General features: G+C 66.6%; 19 protein-coding genes and 1 tRNA gene. 11 read left to right on the top strand and 9 right to left on the bottom strand.

What is annotated here, in order from left to right:
• Nucleotides 1-39: 39 nt before the first annotated feature.
• The 3 genes from PKB_RS18815 to PKB_RS18805 all read right to left on the bottom strand — a co-directional run bounded on the left by PKB_RS18815 (nt 40) and on the right by PKB_RS18805 (nt 3,066).
• Nucleotides 40-1,332 (bottom strand): OprD family porin, encoded by a 1,293-nt coding sequence (locus PKB_RS18815; protein ID WP_043253513.1) that lies wholly within the window; start codon nt 1,330-1,332, stop codon nt 40-42.
• A gap of 194 nt (nt 1,333-1,526) precedes the next feature.
• Complete coding sequence (locus tag PKB_RS18810; RefSeq protein WP_043253512.1) at nt 1,527-2,393, bottom strand: MBL fold metallo-hydrolase; 867 nt, start codon at nt 2,391-2,393, stop codon at nt 1,527-1,529.
• Nucleotides 2,394-2,469: 76 nt separating this feature from the next.
• The gene (locus PKB_RS18805) at nt 2,470-3,066 is read right to left on the bottom strand and encodes a glutathione S-transferase family protein (protein ID WP_043253511.1); all 597 of its coding nucleotides are present in this window, start codon (nt 3,064-3,066) and stop codon (nt 2,470-2,472) included.
• A 168-nt stretch (nt 3,067-3,234) separates the two neighbouring features.
• Between PKB_RS18805 and PKB_RS18800 the strand changes: the two genes are divergently transcribed.
• The 3 genes from PKB_RS18800 (at nt 3,235) to PKB_RS18790 (ending at nt 5,015) form a co-directional block, all read left to right on the top strand.
• Nucleotides 3,235-3,804, top strand: a complete 570-nt coding sequence (locus PKB_RS18800) for a TetR/AcrR family transcriptional regulator (RefSeq protein WP_043253510.1) — start codon at nt 3,235-3,237, stop codon at nt 3,802-3,804.
• A 14-nt stretch (nt 3,805-3,818) separates the two neighbouring features.
• Nucleotides 3,819-4,058 (top strand): glutaredoxin family protein, encoded by a 240-nt coding sequence (locus tag PKB_RS18795; protein ID WP_043253509.1) that lies wholly within the window; start codon nt 3,819-3,821, stop codon nt 4,056-4,058.
• Nucleotides 4,059-4,139: 81 nt separating this feature from the next.
• The gene (locus PKB_RS18790) at nt 4,140-5,015 is read left to right on the top strand and encodes an NAD(P)-dependent oxidoreductase (protein ID WP_043253508.1); all 876 of its coding nucleotides are present in this window, start codon (nt 4,140-4,142) and stop codon (nt 5,013-5,015) included.
• A gap of 102 nt (nt 5,016-5,117) precedes the next feature.
• Here PKB_RS18790 and PKB_RS18785 read toward each other — a convergent pair.
• From PKB_RS18785 to mobA, 3 genes are all read right to left on the bottom strand, one after another.
• Nucleotides 5,118-5,194 (bottom strand) — tRNA-Pro (locus PKB_RS18785).
• Nucleotides 5,195-5,343: 149 nt separating this feature from the next.
• On the bottom strand, nt 5,344-5,565 hold the full coding sequence (locus tag PKB_RS18780) for a YgdI/YgdR family lipoprotein (protein ID WP_043253507.1): 222 nt from the start codon (nt 5,563-5,565) through the stop codon (nt 5,344-5,346).
• Nucleotides 5,566-5,654: 89 nt separating this feature from the next.
• Nucleotides 5,655-6,263, bottom strand: a complete 609-nt coding sequence (mobA, locus tag PKB_RS18775; RefSeq protein WP_043253506.1) for a molybdenum cofactor guanylyltransferase MobA — start codon at nt 6,261-6,263, stop codon at nt 5,655-5,657.
• Nucleotides 6,264-6,333: 70 nt separating this feature from the next.
• Here mobA and moaB point away from each other — a divergent pair, with 70 nt between their 5' ends.
• Both moaB and PKB_RS18765 read left to right on the top strand, forming a co-directional pair.
• On the top strand, nt 6,334-6,873 hold the full coding sequence (gene moaB, locus PKB_RS18770; RefSeq protein WP_043253505.1) for a molybdenum cofactor biosynthesis protein B: 540 nt from the start codon (nt 6,334-6,336) through the stop codon (nt 6,871-6,873).
• Nucleotides 6,870-8,084, top strand: a complete 1,215-nt coding sequence (locus PKB_RS18765; protein ID WP_043253504.1) for a molybdopterin molybdotransferase MoeA — start codon at nt 6,870-6,872, stop codon at nt 8,082-8,084. Before moaB ends, PKB_RS18765 begins: the two co-directional genes overlap by 4 nt.
• Nucleotides 8,085-8,171: 87 nt before the next feature.
• Here PKB_RS18765 and gliR read toward each other — a convergent pair whose 3' ends face one another.
• A complete protein-coding gene (gliR, locus tag PKB_RS18760; protein ID WP_043253503.1) occupies nt 8,172-9,200 on the bottom strand; it encodes an AraC family transcriptional regulator GliR in 1,029 nt (342 codons plus the stop codon).
• A gap of 125 nt (nt 9,201-9,325) precedes the next feature.
• Here gliR and PKB_RS18755 point away from each other — a divergent pair, with 125 nt between their 5' ends.
• The 6 genes from PKB_RS18755 to PKB_RS18730 all read left to right on the top strand — a co-directional run bounded on the left by PKB_RS18755 (nt 9,326) and on the right by PKB_RS18730 (nt 16,985).
• Entirely contained in the window at nt 9,326-10,921 is a 1,596-nt protein-coding gene (locus PKB_RS18755) for an FAD-binding oxidoreductase (protein ID WP_043253502.1), read from the top strand.
• A 4-nt stretch (nt 10,922-10,925) separates the two neighbouring features.
• A complete protein-coding gene (locus PKB_RS18750; RefSeq protein ID WP_043253501.1) occupies nt 10,926-12,512 on the top strand; it encodes a glycerol-3-phosphate dehydrogenase/oxidase in 1,587 nt (528 codons plus the stop codon).
• A 16-nt stretch (nt 12,513-12,528) separates the two neighbouring features.
• Nucleotides 12,529-14,088 carry an FGGY-family carbohydrate kinase gene (locus tag PKB_RS18745; RefSeq protein ID WP_043253500.1) on the top strand — a complete coding sequence of 520 codons (1,560 nt, stop codon included), beginning with the start codon at nt 12,529-12,531 and terminating at the stop codon, nt 14,086-14,088.
• 58 nt (nt 14,089-14,146) lie between these two features.
• On the top strand, nt 14,147-15,052 hold the full coding sequence (gene yegS / locus PKB_RS18740; RefSeq protein ID WP_043253499.1) for a lipid kinase YegS: 906 nt from the start codon (nt 14,147-14,149) through the stop codon (nt 15,050-15,052).
• 125 nt (nt 15,053-15,177) lie between these two features.
• Nucleotides 15,178-16,107, top strand: a complete 930-nt coding sequence (locus tag PKB_RS18735; protein ID WP_043253498.1) for a chemotaxis protein CheV — start codon at nt 15,178-15,180, stop codon at nt 16,105-16,107.
• Nucleotides 16,108-16,175: 68 nt separating this feature from the next.
• Nucleotides 16,176-16,985: an MOSC domain-containing protein gene (locus PKB_RS18730; RefSeq protein WP_043253497.1), complete on the top strand. Its 810-nt coding sequence runs from the start codon at nt 16,176-16,178 to the stop codon at nt 16,983-16,985.
• A 59-nt stretch (nt 16,986-17,044) separates the two neighbouring features.
• Here the strand turns inward: PKB_RS18730 and PKB_RS18725 are convergent, their stop codons facing one another.
• A complete protein-coding gene (locus PKB_RS18725; protein WP_043253496.1) occupies nt 17,045-17,941 on the bottom strand; it encodes a DUF2950 domain-containing protein in 897 nt (298 codons plus the stop codon).
• Nucleotides 17,942-17,954: 13 nt separating this feature from the next.
• Nucleotides 17,955-19,523, bottom strand: coding sequence for a DUF3300 domain-containing protein (locus PKB_RS18720; protein WP_052355322.1), 1,569 nt, complete (start codon nt 19,521-19,523; stop codon nt 17,955-17,957).
• Nucleotides 19,524-19,584: the final 61 nt, after the last annotated feature.

The raw sequence follows: 19,584 nt of genomic DNA, 5'->3' as shown, positions 1-19,584 counted from the left end.
AGTCACCGGGGGCCGCCAGGGCGGCCTCCCGGATGCCGATTACCACAGGGGCGTGGTGTAGCTCAGGATCAGACGATTCTCGTCCGCAGCGTTGGCCGAGGCTGTGTTGTCGGAGAAGTTGCTGCGGGTGGTCGCGTTGCGCCACTTGACGCCGAAGCCCTTGAGGTAGCCGTCCTGGAACACGTAGGCGATGTCTGTATCGCGTTCCCATTCCTTGCCTTCCTCGGCATTGCTAACCAGCGGGTTGGTGTCGATGTTGTCACCCTTGATGTAGCGAGTCATGAAGGTCAGGCCGGGAATGCCGAGGCCGGCGAAGTTGTAGTCATAGCGGGCCTGCCAGGACTTCTCGTCCTTGTTGGCGAAGTCGTTGATCTGGACGTAGTTCACCAGGTAGGGGTCTGCGCCGTTGATGTAGGCGAAGCCGGTGTCGCCACTCATCTTCTGGTAACCCAGGCCGAAGGCGTTGTAGCCCAGGCTGTAGGTCACCATGGCGTTGATCGCCTTGTTATCGACGTTGCTGCCGCCATCGTCGGTCGACTTGGCCCAGCGCAGGTCGGTCTTCAGTGACTGGCCGTCGGTGATCGGCAGGGTCCAGAGTGCGGTCAGGAAGTGCTGCTTGTAGAAGTCTTCCAACTGGCCGTAGTGATAGCCGGTACTGAAGTTCTTGGTCCAGCTGTAGGTGCCGCCAGCGTAGTCGAACTCGTTGGTAAACGTTTTGCTGCCCGGCGTGATATTCCGTTTGCCGCCTTTGGTGATACCCATTTCCTGGTAGTCGGAGCCATCACGCAGGTTGGTCTGGTTGAGCCGACCGGCATCGAAGGTCAGGCCGTCGAGCTGGGTGGAGTTGAGCGAGCTGCCCAGGAACACCTGTGGCAGCAGGCGAGTGTCGTTGGCGACAATCACCGGCAGTTTGGGAATCAGGGTGCCGGCCTTCACCACGTTCTTCTCGTAGCGCAGTTTGGCGGTGGCGCCCAACTTGCTGTAGTCGTCCGGGGCCGAACCGTCCGCCTGCTTGGGCAGCAGGCCAGTTCCGGTGCGGCTTGGGCTAGAGTCGAGCTTCAGGCCGAGCATGCCGATGGCGTCCACACCCACGCCAATGGTGCCCTCGGTGTAGCCCGATTCGTATTTCAGGATGAAGCCCTGCGCCCATTCCTCGGCCTTGTTCTGCTGGGCCGGGGTGGAGGTGCGGAAGTCGCGGTTGAAGTAGAAGTTGCGCAGTTCGATGTTGGCCTTGCTGTCCGAGATGAAGTCGGCGTGGGCCAGGGCGGGGATGATGCAGCTGGAACCCAGCGTGGCCATGGCCACGGCGCGGGCGATCGGAGTCTTGCTCATTGTTATTGTCTCCTCGAGCGCTTTGGTCAGTTCGGTGATGCCGGAACCACGCCGGCACGTCGATCTGTTACAGCCTGCCTACTAAATCATTACAGGCTTTTTCCGACCCTTAGACCTTAGTCGCTGATTGCCGGGATATCCTCCTGATTTGCTGGGATATCCCGTGTTCCGTGGGTTTGCGAGGAGTTCAGGGTTTATTGCACCCACTGCGGGTAGTAGCCGAGGCGGTCCTGCGCGTCGGCGTCGTGGGCCGGAATCACGGTGATTTCCGGGTGGGCGATGAGCATCTCGTGGACCTTCGCCAATTGCGCCAGGGTCTGCTCGCGGTTCTGGTCGACCAGTCGGCTGCTGGCCCAGAACTTCTGTCGCGGGCCGCTGAAACCCTTGAGGCGCCAACTGGTATCGCCACTGAAGAAGTAGCGGCGACCGTTCTCCAGGGTGATGAACAATCCCACCGAGCCAGGCGTATGGCCGGGCATGGGCACCAGCACCAGGCTACCGTCGCCGAACAGGTCGAGGCTTTCGTCGAAGGCCAGGAAGGGCGTCGGGGAGAAGGCATAAGGGTGCCAGCGTGTGCTGGCGCTGAACTCGCTGGGGAAGACCGCCGGTGGCGTGGCAATGTGCGCGTAGTCGATTTCCGCGTAGGGCGCCCAGACCGGTACGTCGGGGAAGTCCGACAGGCCGGAAGCGTGGTCCCAGTGCGCATGGGACAGCAGGATTCTGTCGATGCGAATGCCGCTGCCGGCGAGCTGGTCGCGCACGGGCGAAACCTGGCCGAAGCGGAACAACGGCTTGTCCCACCAGGGCATGTCCTGGCGGAACTGGGCTTCGGCCTGGCTACCCAGCCCCGTATCGAACAGCAGGGTGGCGGCGTGATGCTGGATCAGCACCGCCATGTGGTTCATCCGGACCTTCTCGGTCCAGGAGCCATCGGCCACGGTCAAGGCATCGAGGGTGGTGACCCCGGACGTGCGCACCACGGCGAAGCGCAGGCCGTCGGCAAGGGCGGGCAGGCTGGACAGCCCAAGCGACAGGGCAAGCAGCAGGTGAGACAGGCGCATCCTTTCAATCTCCATTTACAGGCAGTTAAGGCGAAGGGGCTCGCGCCCCGATTCGCCGTCATTTCAGGGGGCTGGCCTAGAGCACAGGCAACGGCAAGTAACGGGGCAGGGCGCGCACGCGATCCAGCCAGGTCTGAACCCAGGGATAGGCCGAGGGATCCACGCCGCCTTCGCCGGCCAGGGCTACGTAGGGATAAACCGCCACGTCTGCGATGGTCGGCTCGTTGGTAGCCGCCAGCCAGGTCTGCTCGCGCAGCACGCCGTCGAGCAACTCCAGTGACTGGCGCCCCTTGGACTGTGCACTGGCGAGGTCGCCCGGCCCCTTGAACACCTGGATGATTCGTGCGCTTGCCACGCCGTGCTGGATCTCGTTGGCGGCGAAGCTCAGCCAATGGGCGATGCGGCCTTGGGTCTCGGCATCCAGCGGGTACCAGTAGGACGGGGCGTAGCGGCGTGCCAGGTAGACCAGGATGGCCTGGGAGTCGCCCAGGCGATAGTCGCCGTCCTCCAGCGCCGGGACCTGGCCGCGGGGGTTGATGGCGAGGAAGGCCGGGCGTTTCTGTTCGCCACTGCGCAGGTCGACGTTGATCTGTTCGGCTTGCAGGCCGAGCAGATTGAGGAATAGGCGGACCTTGTACGAATTGCCGGAAAGCGGGACGTCATGGAGTTTCATCGCGGTGTTCCCCTGTTTGCGGGTTGTTATCGGAACGCTTGTGTTGGATATTAGACAGACAGGTCTGTCTATTTCAAGCGAAAATTCCCCGGCAGTGCGGGAACGGTCCTCGTCCGGCGGTTCAAGCCTTGGCGAGGCTCGCGCATAATGGCGGGCCAGGAGGTGCCCATGTCGTCCAGCAACCCGTCATCCAGCAAGCGCGAGCAATTGCTCAATACCGCCCTCGTGCTGTTCTACCGGGAGGGCTATCACGCCACCGGTATCGATCGCATCCTCGCCGAGTCCGGGGTGGCGAAGATGACCCTGTACAAGCACTTCAAGTCCAAGGACGAGCTGATCCTGGCGGCGCTGGAGGCACGCCATGCGCGCAGCCTCGAATACTTCCGCGCAGGCGCGCGCCTGCCGCCGCGCGAGGCGATACTGGCGGTGTTCGACTCGTTGCATGGCTATCTGCAGCAGAGCGATTTCCGCGGTTGTGCGTTCATCCATGCGGCAGCGGAGTTTCATGATCGCGAGCATCCGATCCACCGGCAGGCCGCCGAGCACAAGGACTTCATCGAGCGCTTCTTCCATGAGCAACTGCAGCGGCTTGGGCTCGCCGAGCCAGGCAAGCTGGCGCGACAGCTGCAATATTTGATGGAAGGCGTGTTGGTCATGGCGCACATGCACGGTCCGGCCGACCAGGCCCTGGAGGCCCGCGAGGCGGCGGAAATCCTGCTGCGGAGCGCAGGACTATGACGGAGGAGGGCGGGATGAGTCCCGAATGCCAGTTGCTGGGAACCCTAGGCTGCCATCTCTGCGAGGTGGCCGAGCAGGTGATGATGCCCTTCGTCGAGCACGGTCTGCTGGTCGAACTGGTGGACATCGCCGAGCGTGAGGAATGGGTCGAACGCTACGGCCTGCTCATTCCGGTGCTGCGCCGCTGCGACAATGGCGCCGAGTTGAACTGGCCGTTCGATGCTGAGCAGGTGGCCACTTTCCTGCGCAAATGACTTTTGCGCGCGGGCGCCCTACAAAGCCCGCTGCGCTGTGTCAGTCTTCCGCTGTCTTACCTTCCTCTCGGAGACAGCAGCATGAAAATCGGATTCCTCGGTCTGGGTGGCATGGGCGCCGGCATGGCGGCCAACCTGCTCAAGGCCGGCCATCAACTGTGCGTGTGGAACCGTTCGCCGGCGCTCGCCGAGCCGCTTCTCGCCCAGGGCGCGACGCTGGCGGCGGAACCGCAGCAAGCCTTCGATGCCGACGTGGTCGTCACCATGCTCGCCGATGACGCGGCGACTCGCAGCGTTGTGCTCGACAGCGGCGCACTGGCTTCGGCCAAGCCCGGTCTGATCCACCTCGGCATGGCGACCCTGTCCGCGGCCTTCGTGACGGAGCTGGTCGAGCGGCACCGTGAGTGTGGCGCTACCTACATTGCGGCTCCGGTGTTCGGTCGCGTCGAAGTCGCGGCGGCCGGCAAGCTGAACATTCTCGCTGCCGGTCCGCTGGAGGCCATCGACAAGGTCCAGCCGTTGCTCGATGCGATGGGGCAGAAGACCTGGCCGCTCGGCGAGGACCCGCTGAGTGCTGTTGCGGTGAAGATCGCCGGCAATTTCATGATCGCCAGTGCCATCGAGGCCATGGGCGAAGCGGCTGCCCTGACCCAGAGCTATGGCGTGGCGCCGGCGCAGTTTCTGGAGATCATGGGCAACACGCTGTTCAACGCGCCGGTGTATCGCAACTACGGCGCGCAGATTGCCGAGCGGCGCTACGAGCCGGCGGGCTTCCGCCTGGTGCTCGGGCTGAAGGATGTCGGCCTGGCGCTCGCGGCGGGGCAGAGCCGCCATGTGCCCTTGCCCTTCGCCAGCGTGCTGCGCGACAACCTGCTCGAGGCGATTGCCCAGGGAGATGGTGAGCGCGATTGGGCGGCGCTGGCTCAGGTCGCCATGCGGCGCTCGGGGCAGGACTGATTCACCGGGCATGAAAAAGCCCGCCGAAGGGGCGGGCTTTCTTGTTGCCTGGAAAACTGCAGGCAATAAAAAACCCGCCTGTTAAGGCGGGTTTTTCGGGTTTGGTCGGAGCGACTGGATTCGAACCAGCGACCTTCTCGTCCCGAACGAGACGCGCTACCAAGCTGCGCTACGCTCCGTTTGATGGCGCGCATTCTACCGAAAAACTTTTGACGCACAAGGGGTTAGCGAAAAATTTCTGAAAATATTTTTTCCCCTTCACGAAAACGCAGACGCCCCGCGGGACTCGGGGTCCGGCGGGGCGTCTTTCGCGTTGGGCGCAAGCGGATCAGAGATCCTTCACGCTACGCACCTGGTCCTTGTTCACCTGCACGCGCTTGCCATCCAGTTGCTCGAATTCATAGAAGCCGGTGCTGCTGTCGTATTCCGGAGTGTCGACGGACTGGATTTCGCGACCGTCGTTCATGGTAATGACGCTCGGACTCGAGCAGCCGGCCAGTGCACCCATGCCGAGTGCCAGCAGGAAAGCGGGAAGGGTCCGTTTGATCATTGGTGTTTCTCCTGTACGAAGCCATTTGCAAAGGGATACAAGCGTTCGGACCGGGATGCTATCAGTAAGGTTCCCCGCGAAAGCTCGATCTATGGCGAGAAATTCTCTGCTTGAGAATCTTCCTGCAACAGGTCGGGCGTGTTCAGGTTGGCGAGTCGCGGGTCGTTCGGTGCGCAATGCACGGGCTGGGCTCCCAGCGGCAGCAGCACATGCCGCGGGCTGCGTTCGCCGCGTTGCCAGGCTTGCTCCACCGCCGCGGCAAGCGCGCGGGGAATGATGCAGAACAGCGGCTCCCAGTGCTCGCCGTCATGCAGCATATGCGGATGAGCAGGATCGGCTTGCGCCGCACGGCGCAGATCATCGATCAGTGCCCCGTCGATGCAGGGCGCATCACAAGGCAGCACCAGCAACCAGGGATGGCGGGCGACGGCCAACCCGGCGCGAATGCCGGCTAGGGGGCCGGGGTAATCCGGCGTGTCGTCCTGTACCAGGCGATCGGCGTAGGCGCCGTAGCGATCGGCGTTGCGATTGCAGGAGACGATCAGGTCGTCTGTCAGCGGCCGCACCAACTGGTGGAGGTGCTCGATCAGCGGGCGTCCGTGCCACTCCACCAACCCCTTGTCGCGACCGCCCAGGCGTTGGCCGCGACCACCAGCGAGCAGCAGCACGGAGCAGGGGAGCAAGGGGGTTTCGGGCATGGCGCGGTCTCCGGGGTGGGCCTGTGATATAACACCGGGCACCCCGTCTCACAAGCAAGGTTCCCCTCCCATGAGCCATCAGGCCGCGCCGGCGTTCGTGCCGCTCAATATCGCCGTTCTCACCGTCAGTGACACCCGAACCCTGGAAACCGACACCTCCGGGCAACTCTTCGTCGACCGCCTCACTGCTGCGGGTCATAACCTGGCTGCTCGCGTGCTGCTGAAGGACGACCTTTACCGCATCCGTGCGCAGGTCGCGCAGTGGATCGCCGAAGATGACGTGCAGGTGGTGCTGATTACTGGCGGCACCGGTTTCACCGGCCGCGACAGCACCCCCGAGGCGGTGACCTGCCTGCTGGATAAGGTGGTGGACGGTTTCGGCGAGCTGTTCCGGCAGATTTCGGTGGCCGATATCGGCACCTCTACCGTGCAATCGCGCGCCCTGGCGGGCCTGGCCAACGGCACCCTGGTGTGTTGCCTGCCGGGTTCGACCAACGCCTGCCGCACCGCCTGGGACGGCATCCTCGCCGAGCAGCTGGATGCGCGTCATCGGCCGTGCAATTTCGTCATCCACCTGAAGAAAGCCGCGCCCTGCGAGAGCCGCGGATGAGCGGCTGCGACAAGCCCGGCCTGCTGCCGGTCGAGGAGGCGCTGGAGCGTCTGCTCGACCTGGCGCGGCAGACGCCGATCAACGAAGTCGAACGCGTGTCGCTGGGCGAGGCCGATGGCCGCGTGCTGGCCGAGCCGCTGCTTTCCGGTCTCGATCTGCCGCCGTGGGACAACAGCGCCATGGACGGTTACGCGCTGCGCCTTGCCGACTGGCAGGGCGAGCCCATGGCCGTGAGCCAGAAAATCTTCGCCGGTGTGGCGCCTGAAGCTCTTCAACTCGGTACCTGCGCGCGCATTTTCACTGGCGCTCCGCTGCCGCAAGGCGCCGATTGCGTGGAGATGCAGGAGAACGTCGAGGTCCTGGCCGATGGCCGCGTGCGCTTCCTCCAGCCGTTGAAGTTCGGTCAGCATGTGCGCCCGCAAGGCCAGGAAACCCTCAAGGGCGAATGCGTGCTGCCCGCCGGTACGCGCCTGGGTGCCATCGAGCTGGGCCTGGCCGCCTCGCTCGGCCAGGCCGAACTGTCGGTGCGACGCAAACCGCGCGTGGCCTTGCTGTCCACCGGCGACGAACTGGTCGAGCCGGGCAAGCCGCTGGCGCTAGGGCAGATCTACAACAGCAACCGCGCGCTGCTGAAGGCCTGGTTGCTGCGCAGTGGTTGCGAAGTGGTGGACGCCGGCATCCTGCCCGACGACCTGGCGAAGACCTGCGAAGTGCTGGGCTCGCTGGCTGGCGTCGATCTCATTCTTTCGACCGGTGGCGTATCGGTGGGCGAGGCGGACTTCCTGGGCGCGGCGCTGCGCGAAGCCGGCGAGCTGTCGCTGTGGAAGCTGGCGATCAAGCCGGGCAAGCCGTTGACCGTCGGCCACTATCAGGGCGTGCCGGTGATCGGCCTGCCGGGCAACCCGGCTTCGACCCTGGTGACTTTCGCGCTGCTGGCGCGCCCCTACCTGCTGCGCCGTCTGGGTGTGGAGGAGGTAGCGCCGTTGCGCTTCGAAGTACCCGCCGGGTTCGCCTGGAAACACGCTGGAAACCGCCGCGAGTACCTGCGCGCGCGCCTGGAGAATGGCCGCGCGCTGCTCTACCCGAACCAGAGCTCCGGCGTGCTGCGCAGCGCGGCTTGGGCAGACGGTCTGGTGGAGGTGCGCGAAGGGCGGACGCTGGAAGAGGGCGAGATGCTGCCCTTCATTCCGCTGAGCGAAGTGCTGAACTGATGCTCTTGTAGGAGCGAGCTTGCTCGCGAACAGACTCCGCTGTGGAGCGGGTTCGCGAGCAAGCTCGTTCCTACGAAAAATCGCCTTTCAGCCCGCCGCTTGCCGATGCCGCAAGCGGTACTCGCCGGGCGTTTCGCCGGTCCAGCCCTTGAAGCTGCGGTGGAACGAGCGCGATTCGGTGAAGCCCAGGTACTGGGCGATGTCCTGGATTGGCAGGTCGCTGTGCAGCAGGTAGTGCTCGGCGAGTTCCTGGCGCAGGGCGTCGAGGATCTGCTGGTAGCTGGTGCCGGCCTGCTGCAGGTGGCGCTGCAGCGTGCGCACTGTCATCTCGAAGCGTTCGGCGACGCGTTCCTTGCGTGGCAGACCGTCCTTCATCAATAGGCGCAGGGCGTTCCGCACCCGAAGTGGCAGCGGCTCGTCGTCGTCCAGCTCGGCCATCATCGCCAATGCGTGTTCTTCCAGGGTGCGCAGCAGGTTGGCGTCGGCCTGGCGCAGGGGGAAGGCGAGCAATTGCAGCGGCACCAGCAGGGCGCTGCAGGGTTGGCCGAAGCGCACCGGCGCGCCGAACAGGCTTTCGTATTCCGCGAGGTCGGTGCCCGCCGGCTGTTCGTGCTCGAACCACACCTCCTGCGGCGAGCCCTCGAAGTCGGCGATCCAGCGCGCGTACAGCAGCCAGGAGGCGAGCACGTTTTCCACCATGTGCCGGCGGATTTCCGCGGTCTGGTGGCGGCAGTTCCAGATCAGCCGCACATGGCCTTCGCCCGGTTCGAGGCGGCTGGTGCCCATGTCTCCGACGAGTTTCTCGTAGGGCATGATGCGGTTCATCGCCTCGCCGAGGTTGGCGCAGTTCATGGTGATGTAGCCCAGCACGCTCCAGGACCCGGGCTGGACGAAACGCGCCGAATGCAGGCCGAAAAGCGGGTCGTTGGCATGTTCGCAGAAGTACCCGAGCAGGCGTTCGTGCGCCTCGCTGGGCAGGCGTTGGCCGTTGTCGGCCAGTTGCGCGCGGGTGAGGCCGGCGGCTTGCAGCGCGGCATCGATGTCCAGGCCGAGGTGTTCGGCCTGGCGCAGGTATTTGAGCAGGGCGGGTACGGATGTGTAGCCGAGGGCGTGCATGGCGTCGCTCTTGTTCTGGTGGCTCTATCGGCGACTGGCGCTGTCCCGATCCGACAGTGACAGGGCCAGGCGGCCGACTAGTATAGGCAGCCATTGCGAGCGACCGGAATAGGAGCACGGCAGGCATGCGACGCTGGAACGGATGGGGTGAGGAAACGACGGCCATGGAGCTGCCCGCGGCGGGCCGCGAGTTCCTCGCCGAGGCGATCGGGCCGGGCATGGCGCTCGCCGACGCCAGCCTCGAAGCGGTGCTGGCCAAGGTGCCCGCGTCGCGTCTGGCTGAGCATCCGCTGGTGATCCGCGAAGCGCACGACCGCCTCATGCACGCCCGCGGCCAGAGCCTGGCCGACTGGCTGGCGATGCGCGAAGGCGAGTTCGGCCTGTTCCCCGATGGCGTCGCCTATCCGCAGAGCGCCGAGCAGATCCGCGAGTTGATGCGCTACGCCGAAGCCCAGGACTGCCTGCTCATCCCATACGGCGGCGGCACCTCGGTGGCCGGCCACATCAATCCGCCGGCTTCGGACAAGCCTGTGCTGACCGTATCGCTGGCGCACATGAATCGCCTTCTCGAGCTGGATGAAGAGAGCCTGGTCGCCACCTTCGGCCCCGGCGCCAATGGCCCGCAGGTGGAGAGTCAACTGCGCGCCCGCGGCTACACGCTCGGGCACTTCCCGCAGTCCTGGGAGCTGTCCACCCTCGGCGGCTGGGTCGCCAGCCGGTCCAGCGGCCAGCAGTCGCTGCGTTATGGCCGGATCGAGCAACTGTTCGCCGGCGGCACCCTGGAAACCTTCGCCGGATCGCTGGAGATTCCGACCTTCCCGGCATCCTCCGCCGGTCCCGACCTGCGCGAGCTGGTGCTCGGTTCGGAAGGGCGCTTCGGGGTGATTTCCTCGGTCAAGGTGCGCATCTCGCGGCTAGCCGAGCAGGAGAGTTTCTACGTGGTCTTCCTGCCCTCCTGGGAGCGGGGCTTGGCGGCCATGCGCAGCCTGGCGCAGGCGCGCGTCCAGCTGTCCATGCTGCGCCTGTCTAATGCCGTGGAAACCCGCACCCAGCTGACCCTGGCCGGGCACCCCGGGCAGATCGCCTGGCTGGAGCGCTACCTGAATTGGCGCGGCGCGGGCGAGGACAAGTGCATGCTGACTTTCGGGGTCACCGGCTCGCGGGCGCAGAACGCCGCTTCGCTGAAGGCCGCGCGACGGATGCTCAAGGACTTCGGCGGGGTGTTCACCGGCACGCTGCTGGGGCGCAAGTGGGAAGCCAGCCGCTTCCGCTCGCCGTACCTGCGCGAAACCCTCTGGCAGGCCGGCTATGTGGTCGACACCCTGGAGACGGCCACCGACTGGAGCAACGTCGACAACCTGCTCAACCGCATCGAGTCCAACCTGCGCGGCGGCCTGGCGGCGGAGGGCGAGCGCGTCCACGTGTTCACCCACCTGTCGCACGTCTATGGCGAAGGTTCGAGCATCTACACCACCTATGTATTCCGCCCGGCATCCAGCTATGCGAAGACCCACGAACGCTGGCGCCGGCTGAAGGAAAGCACCAGCCGGGTGATCGTCGAGAACCGCGGCACCATCAGCCACCAGCACGGCGTGGGCAAGGACCACGCGCCCTACCTGCCGACCGAGAAGGGCGAGCTGGGCATGGCCACGCTGCGCACCCTGGCCGCGCATTTCGACCCGGCCGGGCGCCTCAACCCCGGCACCCTGTTGCAGGACTGACGGCATGCCGGCCTGGAACGCCGACTGGCGCCGGGAAGCGCTCGCCGAGCTGGCGGCGCAAGACTGGGACCTGATCGTGGTCGGTGGCGGCATCACCGGTGCCGGCATCCTGCGCGAGGCCGCGCGGCGCGGCTGGCGTTGCCTGCTGGTCGAGCAGCGCGACTTCGCCTGGGGCACCTCCAGTCGCTCGTCGAAGATGGTCCACGGCGGCCTGCGCTACATCGCCAAGGGCCAGCTCGGCTTGACTCGCGATTCGGTGCGCGAACGCCAGCGCCTGCTCGGCGAAGCGCCGGGTCTGGTGGAGCCGCTGAGCTTCGTGATGCCGCACTATCGCGGCGGCTTCCCCGGGCCGAAGGTGTTCGGCGGCCTGCTGGCGCTGTACGACGCCCTGGCCGGGCGACGCAATCATCTTTATTACCCGCTGCAGCAACTCCGCTATCTGGCCCCCGGCCTGAAAGAGGACGGTTTGCTTGGCGGCACCCAGTTCAGCGATGCCGTGGTGGACGATGCGCGGCTGGTCATGCGCGTGCTCGACGAAGCGCGCGCCGACGCTGGCGAAGCGCTCAATGGGCTGCGCGTACGCGAACTGACGCGCCAGGGCGGCCGCGTGACCGGCCTGCTCGCCGAAGACAGTGAAGGCGCTGGCACGTTCCAGTTCCGCGCGCGTGCCGTGGCGTTGGCCACTGGTGCTTGGGCGGACCAGCTGCGGCGCATCCAGGGTGGCGAGCACATCCGTCCGTTGCGCGGCAGCCACCTGCTGCTGCCGGCCTGGCGGCTGCCGGTCGCGCATGCCTTCAGCTTCATGCACGCGGCGGACAAGCGCCCGGTGTTCGTCTTCCCCTGGGAAGGTGCGATCGTGGTTGGCACCACCGACCTCGACCATCGCGAGAGCCTCGACCGCGACGCACGCATCAGCGACGAGGAAGTGGACTACCTGCTGGCCGCCTGCGCCCAGCAGTTTCCCTCGGCCCGCATCGAGCGCGCCGACGTGCGTTCGACCTGGTCCGGTGTGCGCCCGGTGGTCGCCTCGGGCACCGGGGAGAAGAAACCTTCGGACGAGAAACGCGAGCACGCGCTCTGGGTCGAGCCGGGCTGTGTGACCCTGGCTGGCGGCAAGCTCACCACCTTCCGCCTTCTGGCGCTGGAGGTGTTGCGCGCCTGCGCCCCCATGCTCGGCCGAGAACTTCAGGAAGAGCAGGGCACCGTCTTCGCCGAGCCGCCTGCCACCGAACTACCTGGCCTCGGTCCGCAGCAGAAGCGGCGCCTGGCCGGTCGCCACGGCCGCAACCTGACACAGCTGGCGCGGCTGATCGGCGAAATCGGCAGCGAGCGAATCGGCGGCAGCGATTGCCTGTGGGCCGAGCTGGCCTGGGCGGCGGAGGGCGAACTGGTGCTGCACCTGGACGATCTGCTGCTGCGCCGCACGCGCCTGGGCCTGTTGCTGGCCGACGGTGGCGCGGCTGAGTTGCCGGCGATCCGTGCGCTCTGCCAGCCGCGCCTGGGTTGGGACGACCAGCGATGGCAGCGTGAAGAAAGCGATTACCTGGATCTCTGGCGGCGTTGCTACAGCCTGCCCGAGTCGGTTCGATAACAAGAAGGACCACACCTTGAGCGAACAGAGCTACCTGCTGGCCATCGACAACGGCACCCAGAGCGTGCGCGTACTGCTCTTCGACCTCGCCGGCAATCTGGTGGGCAAGGGCAAGGTCGAGCTGGAGGCGTATTACTCCACCCAGCCTGGTTGGGCCGAGCAGGACCCGGAGTACTACTGGGCCAAGCTCGGCGAGGCCTGCCAGCAGCTCTGGGCGCAGACGGGCATCGACCGCAGCCTGATCCGTGGCGTGTCGCTGACCACCCAGCGCGGCACCGTGATCCACGTTGACGCAGAAGGCCGCCCGCTGCGCCCGGCGATCCTCTGGCTGGACCAGCGCCGCGCGGAGGTCGAAGGGCACATCAAGGGGCCTTGGGGCTGGCTGTTCAAGCTCGCTGGCGCCGAGGGTGCAGTGGACTACTTCCGCAGCCAGGCCGAGGTCAACTGGGTCGCCCAGCAGCAACCGGAATTGCACGCTGCGACGCACAAGGTGCTGCTGCTTTCGGGCTTCCTGACCCATCGCCTGTGCGGGCGCTTCGTCGACTCGCTGGCCTGCAGCGTCGCCTACCTGCCGTTCGACTACAAACGCCTGAAGTGGGCCGCGCCGCGCGACTGGAAATGGCAGGCGGTGGAGGTCCGCCCCGAGCAGTTGCCCGAGCTGTTCAAGCCTGGCGAGAAGCTCGGAGCGATCAGTGCCGAGGCCAGTCGTCACACGGGTATTCCCGAGGGCCTGCCACTGATCGCCGCGGGTGCCGACAAGGCCTGCGAGGCGCTCGGCGCCGGCGCCATCGAGCCAAGTGTGGCGTGCCTTTCCTATGGCACCACGGCGACCATCAACACCACCCGCTCGCGCTACCTGGAAACCATTCCGCTGATCCCGCCGTACCCGGCGGCGATTCCCGACCACTTCAACACCGAGGTGATGATCTACCGCGGCTTCTGGATGGTCAGCTGGTTCAAGCGCGAGTTCGGCCTGCGCGAGATGCAGCGCGCCAGCGAGCTGGGCGTGGAGCCGGAAGCGCTGTTCGACGAACTGGTGAACCAAGTGCCGCCCGGCTCCATGGGTCTGATGCTGCAGCCTTACTGGACACCGGGCATCCGCGAGCCGGGCCTGGAGGCCAAGGGCGCGGTGATCGGCTTCGGCGACGTGCATACCCGCGCGCACTTGTACCGCGCCATTCTCGAAGGCCTCGCCTACGCACTGCGCCAAGGCAAGGAGCGCATCGAGAAACGCTCCGGCACGCGCATCGAACGCCTGCGCGTGGCCGGCGGCGGTTCGCAGAGCGATGCGGCCATGCAGCTGACTGCGGACATCTTCGGCCTGCCGGCGGAGCGCCCGCACGTCTATGAAGCCTCCGGCCTGGGCGCGGCCATCGACTGCGCGGTGGGGCTGGGGCTGTTCCCGGACTTCGCTAGTGCCATCGCCGCCATGACCCGCGTCGGCCAGGTGTTCCAGCCGCGCGCGGAGGCGCAGCGCACCTACGAGCGGCTCTACCGCGAGGTCTACCAGCGCATGTACCGGCAGCTCAAGCCGCTGTACCAGAGCATCCGCGAGATCACCGGCTACCCGGCGTGAACCTTCCCCGCGCCTGGCATGGTCCATAGTGGTACGGATCGCCAGAGGGGGAAGGACCATGACGAAACCGCATGCACTGCTGATACTGCACGGCAAGCAGGCCACCAACGAGGGCGTGCGCGCCGCCGTGCTGGCCTGTCGCGAGGCGGGCTGGCAACTGGATGTGCGGGTGACCTGGGAGGAGGGCGATGCCGAGCGCCTGGTCGATGAGGCTCTTGCAGACGGTTACCCGACGCTGATCGCCGGCGGCGGCGATGGCACCGCGCGCGCCGTGGCCGATGCCCTGGCGCGCGCCGAGGCCGACGCCAGCCTGGCCCTGCTGCCGCTCGGCACGGCCAACGACTTCGCCCGTGCCGCCGGCATTCCCCTCGAACCGGATGCGGCGCTGGCCTTGCTGGAGCAACCGGCGCGCCCAATCGACCTGGGCGAGGTAGAGGGCCAGCTGTTCCTCAACATGGCGACCGGCGGGTTTGGTTCCACCGTCACCGCCAACACCTCCGAGGACCTCAAGAAGTTGCTCGGCGGCGCCGCCTACCTGCTGACCGGGCTAAGCCGCTTCAGCGAGGTGCATTCGGCGCAGGGGCATTTCCGTGGACCGGGATTCGAGTGGCGCGGCGAATTCCTCGCCCTGGGCATCGGCAACGGCCGCCAGGCGGGGGGCGGGCACCCGCTTTGCGCCGATGCGTTGGCCGACGACGGTCTGCTCGACCTGAGCATCCTGCCGAAGCCGGGCGACCTGCTCACGACCCTGGGCAGCCTGCTCGGCAGTGGTGGTGGCCTCCGCGAGCTGCTGGTCCGCGCACGCCTGCCGTGGGTTGAGCTGGATGCCGGCGAAGGCCTGGCGATCAATCTCGATGGCGAGCCATTGGAGGCCCGTCGGGCGCGCTTCGAGGTGCGTCCCGCGGCCATTCGTCTGCACCTGCCGGCGGACTCGCCCTTGCTGCGAACGAACGCGGCCAGCTGACGGCCGGCAGTGTGCGGGATTGGCCTGCTCGTCCAACTGAGGCATGATGGCGCGGCGCCAGTATGTTGCCGCCAGTATTCCGGCCGATAGCTTTCGCGCGATTCATTCCGATATCAGGAGCAGGCATGGCCGGCATTCTCGACAGCGTCGATCAACGCACCCAACTGGTGGGCCAGAACCGCCTGGAAATCCTGGTGTTCCGCCTGGCTGGTCGGCAGCAGTTCGCCATCAACGTGTTCAAGGTCCAGGAAGTGCTGCAGCTGCCGCGCCTGACCCTGATTCCGCAGCGCCACCCGATGATCTGCGGGGTGATCAACCTGCGCGGCCAGACGCTGCCGGTGATCGACCTGTCGCACGCCATCGGCATGCGCCCGCTGCGCCCGGAAGAGCGCAGCACCATCATCGTCACCGAGTACAACCGCTCGGTGCAGGCGTTCCTGGTTGGTGGCGTGGAGCGCATCCTCAATCTCAACTGGGAAGCGGTGCAGCCGCCGCCCGGTGGCGCGGGGCGCCAGCACTACCTGACCGCGATCACCCGCATCGACGATCGCCTGGTGGAGATCATCGACGTGGAGAAGGTGCTCGCCGAAATCGTGCCGATGAACACCCGCGTTTCCCCCGAGCGCCTGGACAACGAGCTGCTGATGCAGACCAGCGACCGCGAAGTGCTGGTGGTGGACGACTCCAGCGTGGCCGTCTCCCAGTTGCGCGACACCTTCAGCCAGCTCGGCCTGAAGATGCACGTGGCCACCGACGGGCTGCGCGCGCTGCGCCAGCTCAAGGCCTGGGCCGACAGCGGCGTGGACGTCAACGAGAAGCTGCTGATGGTCTTCACCGATGCCGAGATGCCTGAGATGGACGGCTACCGGCTGACCACCGAGATCCGTAACGATCCGCGCCTGAGCGATCTCTACGTGGTGCTGCACACCTCGCTGTCCGGCAGCTTCAACGAGGCGATGGTGCGCAAGGTCGGCTGCGACGATTTCCTCTCCAAGTTCCAGCCCGACAAACTGGTTGAAGTGATCCGCCGGCGTCTGGAAAAAGTCCCCGCCTGACACAGCGATTGCGGGGCGCCCGGCGGCGCCGTATAAGGGCGTTTCGCCCGTACAAGGAAGCCGCCGCCATGCCAAGCCTCAGCGCCCTCTACCGTTATCCGCTCAAGTCCGGACAGGTCGAGCCCCTGGACAACATCCGCCTGGATGCCCTCGGCCTGGAGGGCGACCGCCGCTGGATGGTCGTCGAGGAGGCTAACGGCCGTTTCCTCACCCAGCGCCTGCTGCCGCAGATGGGCCGCATCGAGGCGCGCTGGGAAGAGGGCTTCGGCGCCCTGCGCCTGCGCGCGCCGGGCATGGAGGATCTCTCGGTGGTCGTGCCCGCAACCGACGACGCGCTGCGCGGTGTGACCATCTGGCGCGACATCCTGCAGGTGCCGGACGCCGGTGACGCCGCCGCGGACTGGCTCAGCCGCTTCCTGGGCCGGCCCTGCCGCCTGGTGATGATTCCCGAACAGCGCGCGCGCCAGGTCGACACCGCCTACGCCAATGCCGGCGAGAAGGTGCACTTCGGCGATGGCTTCCCGCTGCTGCTGATCGGCCAGGGCTCGCTGGACGACCTTTCCGCGCGGGTCGGTCGTCCGCTGGACATGCTGCGCTTCCGCCCGAACCTGGTGGTGGAGGGCGCCGCGGCTTTCGCCGAGGACAGCTGGAAGCGCATCCGCATCGGCGAAGTGGAGTTCCGCGTGGCCAAGCCTTGCAGCCGCTGCATCCTCACCACCATCGACCCGCACACCGGCGAGCGCGACGCGCAACGCGAGCCGCTGGCCACGCTGATGCAGTACCGCAACGTCGACGGCGAGGCGATGTTCGGACAGAACCTGATCGCCGAAGGGCGCGGCGAACTGCGCCTCGGCATGCCGGTGGAAATCCTCGAGTAGGGCCGAACGGGGCGTACCTGCGTTCGCGGTCGTACGCCCCTTGCAAGGCAATTCCTGTATCAGTTCGAGGCAGTGTCGTCGTCCTTCACCTCGGTCCAGCTGCTGTCCGGGTCGAAGTTCTTCATCGCCAGTGCCAGCTTGGCGCTGTCCGGGCCCATGTCCTTCTCGAACACCTCGCCGTCGTGGCTGATCATGAAGGTCATCACGCCGCTGTCGCCATAGCGAGCAGGCCAGGCGACCAGGGCGAAGCCGCGGGTCATGTGTTTGCCGATCCGGTAGTCGTAGGCGCCGCCGGGAGCGGACGGGCCCTGGGCGGTGAGGATGCGGTAGTGGTAGCCGTGCCATTCGCCTTCGGGCTTGGCATCGCCGAACAGCGGGCCCAGCGGACTCTCCTCGACGCCAGGCTGGTCGGCCCAGTAGAGACCGTCGAACTTGCCGTCGGCGCTCTCGAACTTCTGCGCGTATTCGAGCAGCCCGTCGCCGTTGCGATCCTTCGTGGCGTAGTCCAGTTGCGCGTCGTGATAGGCCTTCACTGCCTGGATGGTTGCCAGTTCGTTACGGCCGATGCGGCGGTCGCGAATCTCGTCGACGCTGTCCTTGGCGTCGAAGGCCCAGCCGTCCTTGCCCTGGCGCAGCAGGATCGGCAGGGTCCAACCTTCATTGCCGGCCACCAGGTGAGCGCGACCTTTGCCGTCGTCACGGATTTCGTGATGTTGCTTGTACAGGTCCAGGAAGGCATCGACGTCCTTGCGCTCGATGTTCTTGACCGGGATGTAGTTATGCCAGTCGTCGCCGAGCAACTTGGCCAGGCGATCGGCGTCGGCGTGTTCGGTGCCGAGCGCGGCGACGAAGGCCGCGGCGGCTTCGTCCGGGCTCTTGAATACCTCCTGCGCCTGGGCCGGAGGAATGAGCAGCGGCAGCAGCGAGAACAGGGCTATGCGTGGGATCAGGGGCATGGCGAGTCTCCTCTCAACGTCTGCCACGGCCACCGCCGCGCGACAGCGACGGGGCGGAGCGTTGGACGGGGCGGCCGGCGCGTTCGGCCTGCGCCCGACCTGCACCGATGCTGTTCCGGGAGCTGGCCCGGCTGAGCTGGCCGCGGTCGCTGCTGGCGCGAGCCTGGCGTGGATTGCGCGCGTCGGCGAAGGCGTTGTTGCGCGGCCCCTGGCTGCCGGCGAAGCGCTCGCGTGCCTGGCGCTGGTTCTGCACATTGCTCGGCGCGCGTTCGCGTTGCCGCGTGCTGGCCTGCTCGCGTTGCCGCAACTTGTTGTCCTGGTTCAGCTTGCCGCCCTGACCCGCTTGGCCGTCCTGGCGGATCCTGCCGTTCTGATCGAGCTTGCCTTGCTGGCGCAGTTCTCTCGATGCGCTTTGGGCGCGTTCCTGCGCCTGGCGATTGGTAGTCGCCGGTGCAGCGATGCCCCGCTGGTTCAGGCTCTGCCGCGCCCGGGCGCGATCGGCGGCGCGCGGGTCCTGGCCGCGCAGGGCGGTGCGCTGATCGGCGCCGGCGAGGCGGCGGTCGAAGCGCTGCTGGGTGGCCTGGCCACGGTAGGGCACGCCCTGGCGATAGGTCGGGTTGTGCTGCCAGGTCCGCTGGCTGGCGTCGAGCTTCTGGCGATTGACGTTGATGTTGTTGTAGCGGTTGACGTCGACATCCACGTCGCCGTTGTCCCAATCGCAATCGCCCCACAACGAGGCGATGGCAGCGACGCCCACGCCGAACGCCAGCCCAGTGGCCAGGCCGGTGGCGATTGGATACGAGGGCGGTGGTGGGTAGTAGGTCGGCGGGTAGGACGGTGCGGGCCAGGTGCCGTAGACCACGTTCGGGTTGTAGCTGGGGACGTAGACCACCTGTGGGTCCGCCGGCTCGATGACGATGGTCTGCGCTGGCGCGGACTCGACCACCGTCGTGTTGCTCGGCGGGGCTTCCTTCACCGTGACCTTCTGCTGCTGGTTGGACTTCAGGGTGCCGGCTGCCTGGGCGCGCTGGCGCAGCTTCTGCACGCTTTGCATCACGGCGTCGGGCTGGGCAAGGAAGGCGTCGCCGACGCGCTGCACCCAGGTCGGGTCCTGCCCCATCAGGTACAGCACGTCGGGGAAGGCCACCAGCGATTGCACGCTCGGGTCCCAGGGCATTTCGGCCACCTGGCGCACCGCGTCGTCACCCTTGGCATCGGGATGGGCCTTGGACCAGGCCACGGCATCGGAGACGTTGCCCGGATAGGTCGCCGCCATCAGCACCTGAGCGAGCAGCGAGTCCGGATACAGCGCGATGGGCGCGAGCATCTGGTCCAGCTGTTCAGCGGTGAAGACGGTCTCTGGCGGGGCGGGCGGCGGCGGGGCAGGCGGAGGCGCCACCGTTGGTGCCGCCGCTGGCGGTTCGGCTGCGGCTGGCTGCGCTGCGGCAGCGTCTGCCGGAGCTGCTGGCGCGGCAGCGGGAGCAGGGGCAGGCTCGTTGGCGGCGAGCGCCGATTGAGACGACAGGATGGCCAGGGCCAGCAGGGCGAGGATCAGGGCAGAGCAGCGATGGACTGGGCGCATGGCGCATCTCCCGCGAGGCAGCGGAAATCATTGGCCGGAGCGTGAAGCTTGGACGCCCATG

The organism is Pseudomonas knackmussii B13, from assembly GCF_000689415.1.
GTDB lineage: Bacteria > Pseudomonadota > Gammaproteobacteria > Pseudomonadales > Pseudomonadaceae > Pseudomonas > Pseudomonas knackmussii.
The sequence above is the reverse complement of the archived record's forward strand: the minus strand, read 5'-3'. Positions and strand labels throughout refer to the sequence as shown.

What these genes read in the sequence shown, in the direction of transcription:
- PKB_RS18805 (WP_043253511.1), bottom strand. Translation starts at nt 3,066, where the DNA reads ATGAAACTCCATGACGTCCCGCTTTCCGGCAATTCGTACAAGGTCCGC.
- yegS (WP_043253499.1), top strand. Translation starts at nt 14,147, where the DNA reads ATGACGAAACCGCATGCACTGCTGATACTGCACGGCAAGCAGGCCACC.
- PKB_RS18755 (WP_043253502.1), top strand. Translation starts at nt 9,326, where the DNA reads ATGCGACGCTGGAACGGATGGGGTGAGGAAACGACGGCCATGGAGCTG.
- PKB_RS18725 (WP_043253496.1), bottom strand. Translation starts at nt 17,941, where the DNA reads ATGCCCCTGATCCCACGCATAGCCCTGTTCTCGCTGCTGCCGCTGCTC.
- moaB (WP_043253505.1), top strand. Translation starts at nt 6,334, where the DNA reads ATGAGCCATCAGGCCGCGCCGGCGTTCGTGCCGCTCAATATCGCCGTT.
- PKB_RS18800 (WP_043253510.1), top strand. Translation starts at nt 3,235, where the DNA reads ATGTCGTCCAGCAACCCGTCATCCAGCAAGCGCGAGCAATTGCTCAAT.
- PKB_RS18750 (WP_043253501.1), top strand. Translation starts at nt 10,926, where the DNA reads ATGCCGGCCTGGAACGCCGACTGGCGCCGGGAAGCGCTCGCCGAGCTG.
- mobA (WP_043253506.1), bottom strand. Translation starts at nt 6,263, where the DNA reads ATGCCCGAAACCCCCTTGCTCCCCTGCTCCGTGCTGCTGCTCGCTGGT.
- PKB_RS18780 (WP_043253507.1), bottom strand. Translation starts at nt 5,565, where the DNA reads ATGATCAAACGGACCCTTCCCGCTTTCCTGCTGGCACTCGGCATGGGT.
- PKB_RS18815 (WP_043253513.1), bottom strand. Translation starts at nt 1,332, where the DNA reads ATGAGCAAGACTCCGATCGCCCGCGCCGTGGCCATGGCCACGCTGGGT.
- PKB_RS18730 (WP_043253497.1), top strand. Translation starts at nt 16,176, where the DNA reads ATGCCAAGCCTCAGCGCCCTCTACCGTTATCCGCTCAAGTCCGGACAG.
- PKB_RS18735 (WP_043253498.1), top strand. Translation starts at nt 15,178, where the DNA reads ATGGCCGGCATTCTCGACAGCGTCGATCAACGCACCCAACTGGTGGGC.
- PKB_RS18810 (WP_043253512.1), bottom strand. Translation starts at nt 2,393, where the DNA reads ATGCGCCTGTCTCACCTGCTGCTTGCCCTGTCGCTTGGGCTGTCCAGC.
- PKB_RS18765 (WP_043253504.1), top strand. Translation starts at nt 6,870, where the DNA reads ATGAGCGGCTGCGACAAGCCCGGCCTGCTGCCGGTCGAGGAGGCGCTG.
- gliR (WP_043253503.1), bottom strand. Translation starts at nt 9,200, where the DNA reads ATGCACGCCCTCGGCTACACATCCGTACCCGCCCTGCTCAAATACCTG.
- PKB_RS18790 (WP_043253508.1), top strand. Translation starts at nt 4,140, where the DNA reads ATGAAAATCGGATTCCTCGGTCTGGGTGGCATGGGCGCCGGCATGGCG.
- PKB_RS18720 (WP_052355322.1), bottom strand. Translation starts at nt 19,523, where the DNA reads ATGCGCCCAGTCCATCGCTGCTCTGCCCTGATCCTCGCCCTGCTGGCC.
- PKB_RS18795 (WP_043253509.1), top strand. Translation starts at nt 3,819, where the DNA reads ATGAGTCCCGAATGCCAGTTGCTGGGAACCCTAGGCTGCCATCTCTGC.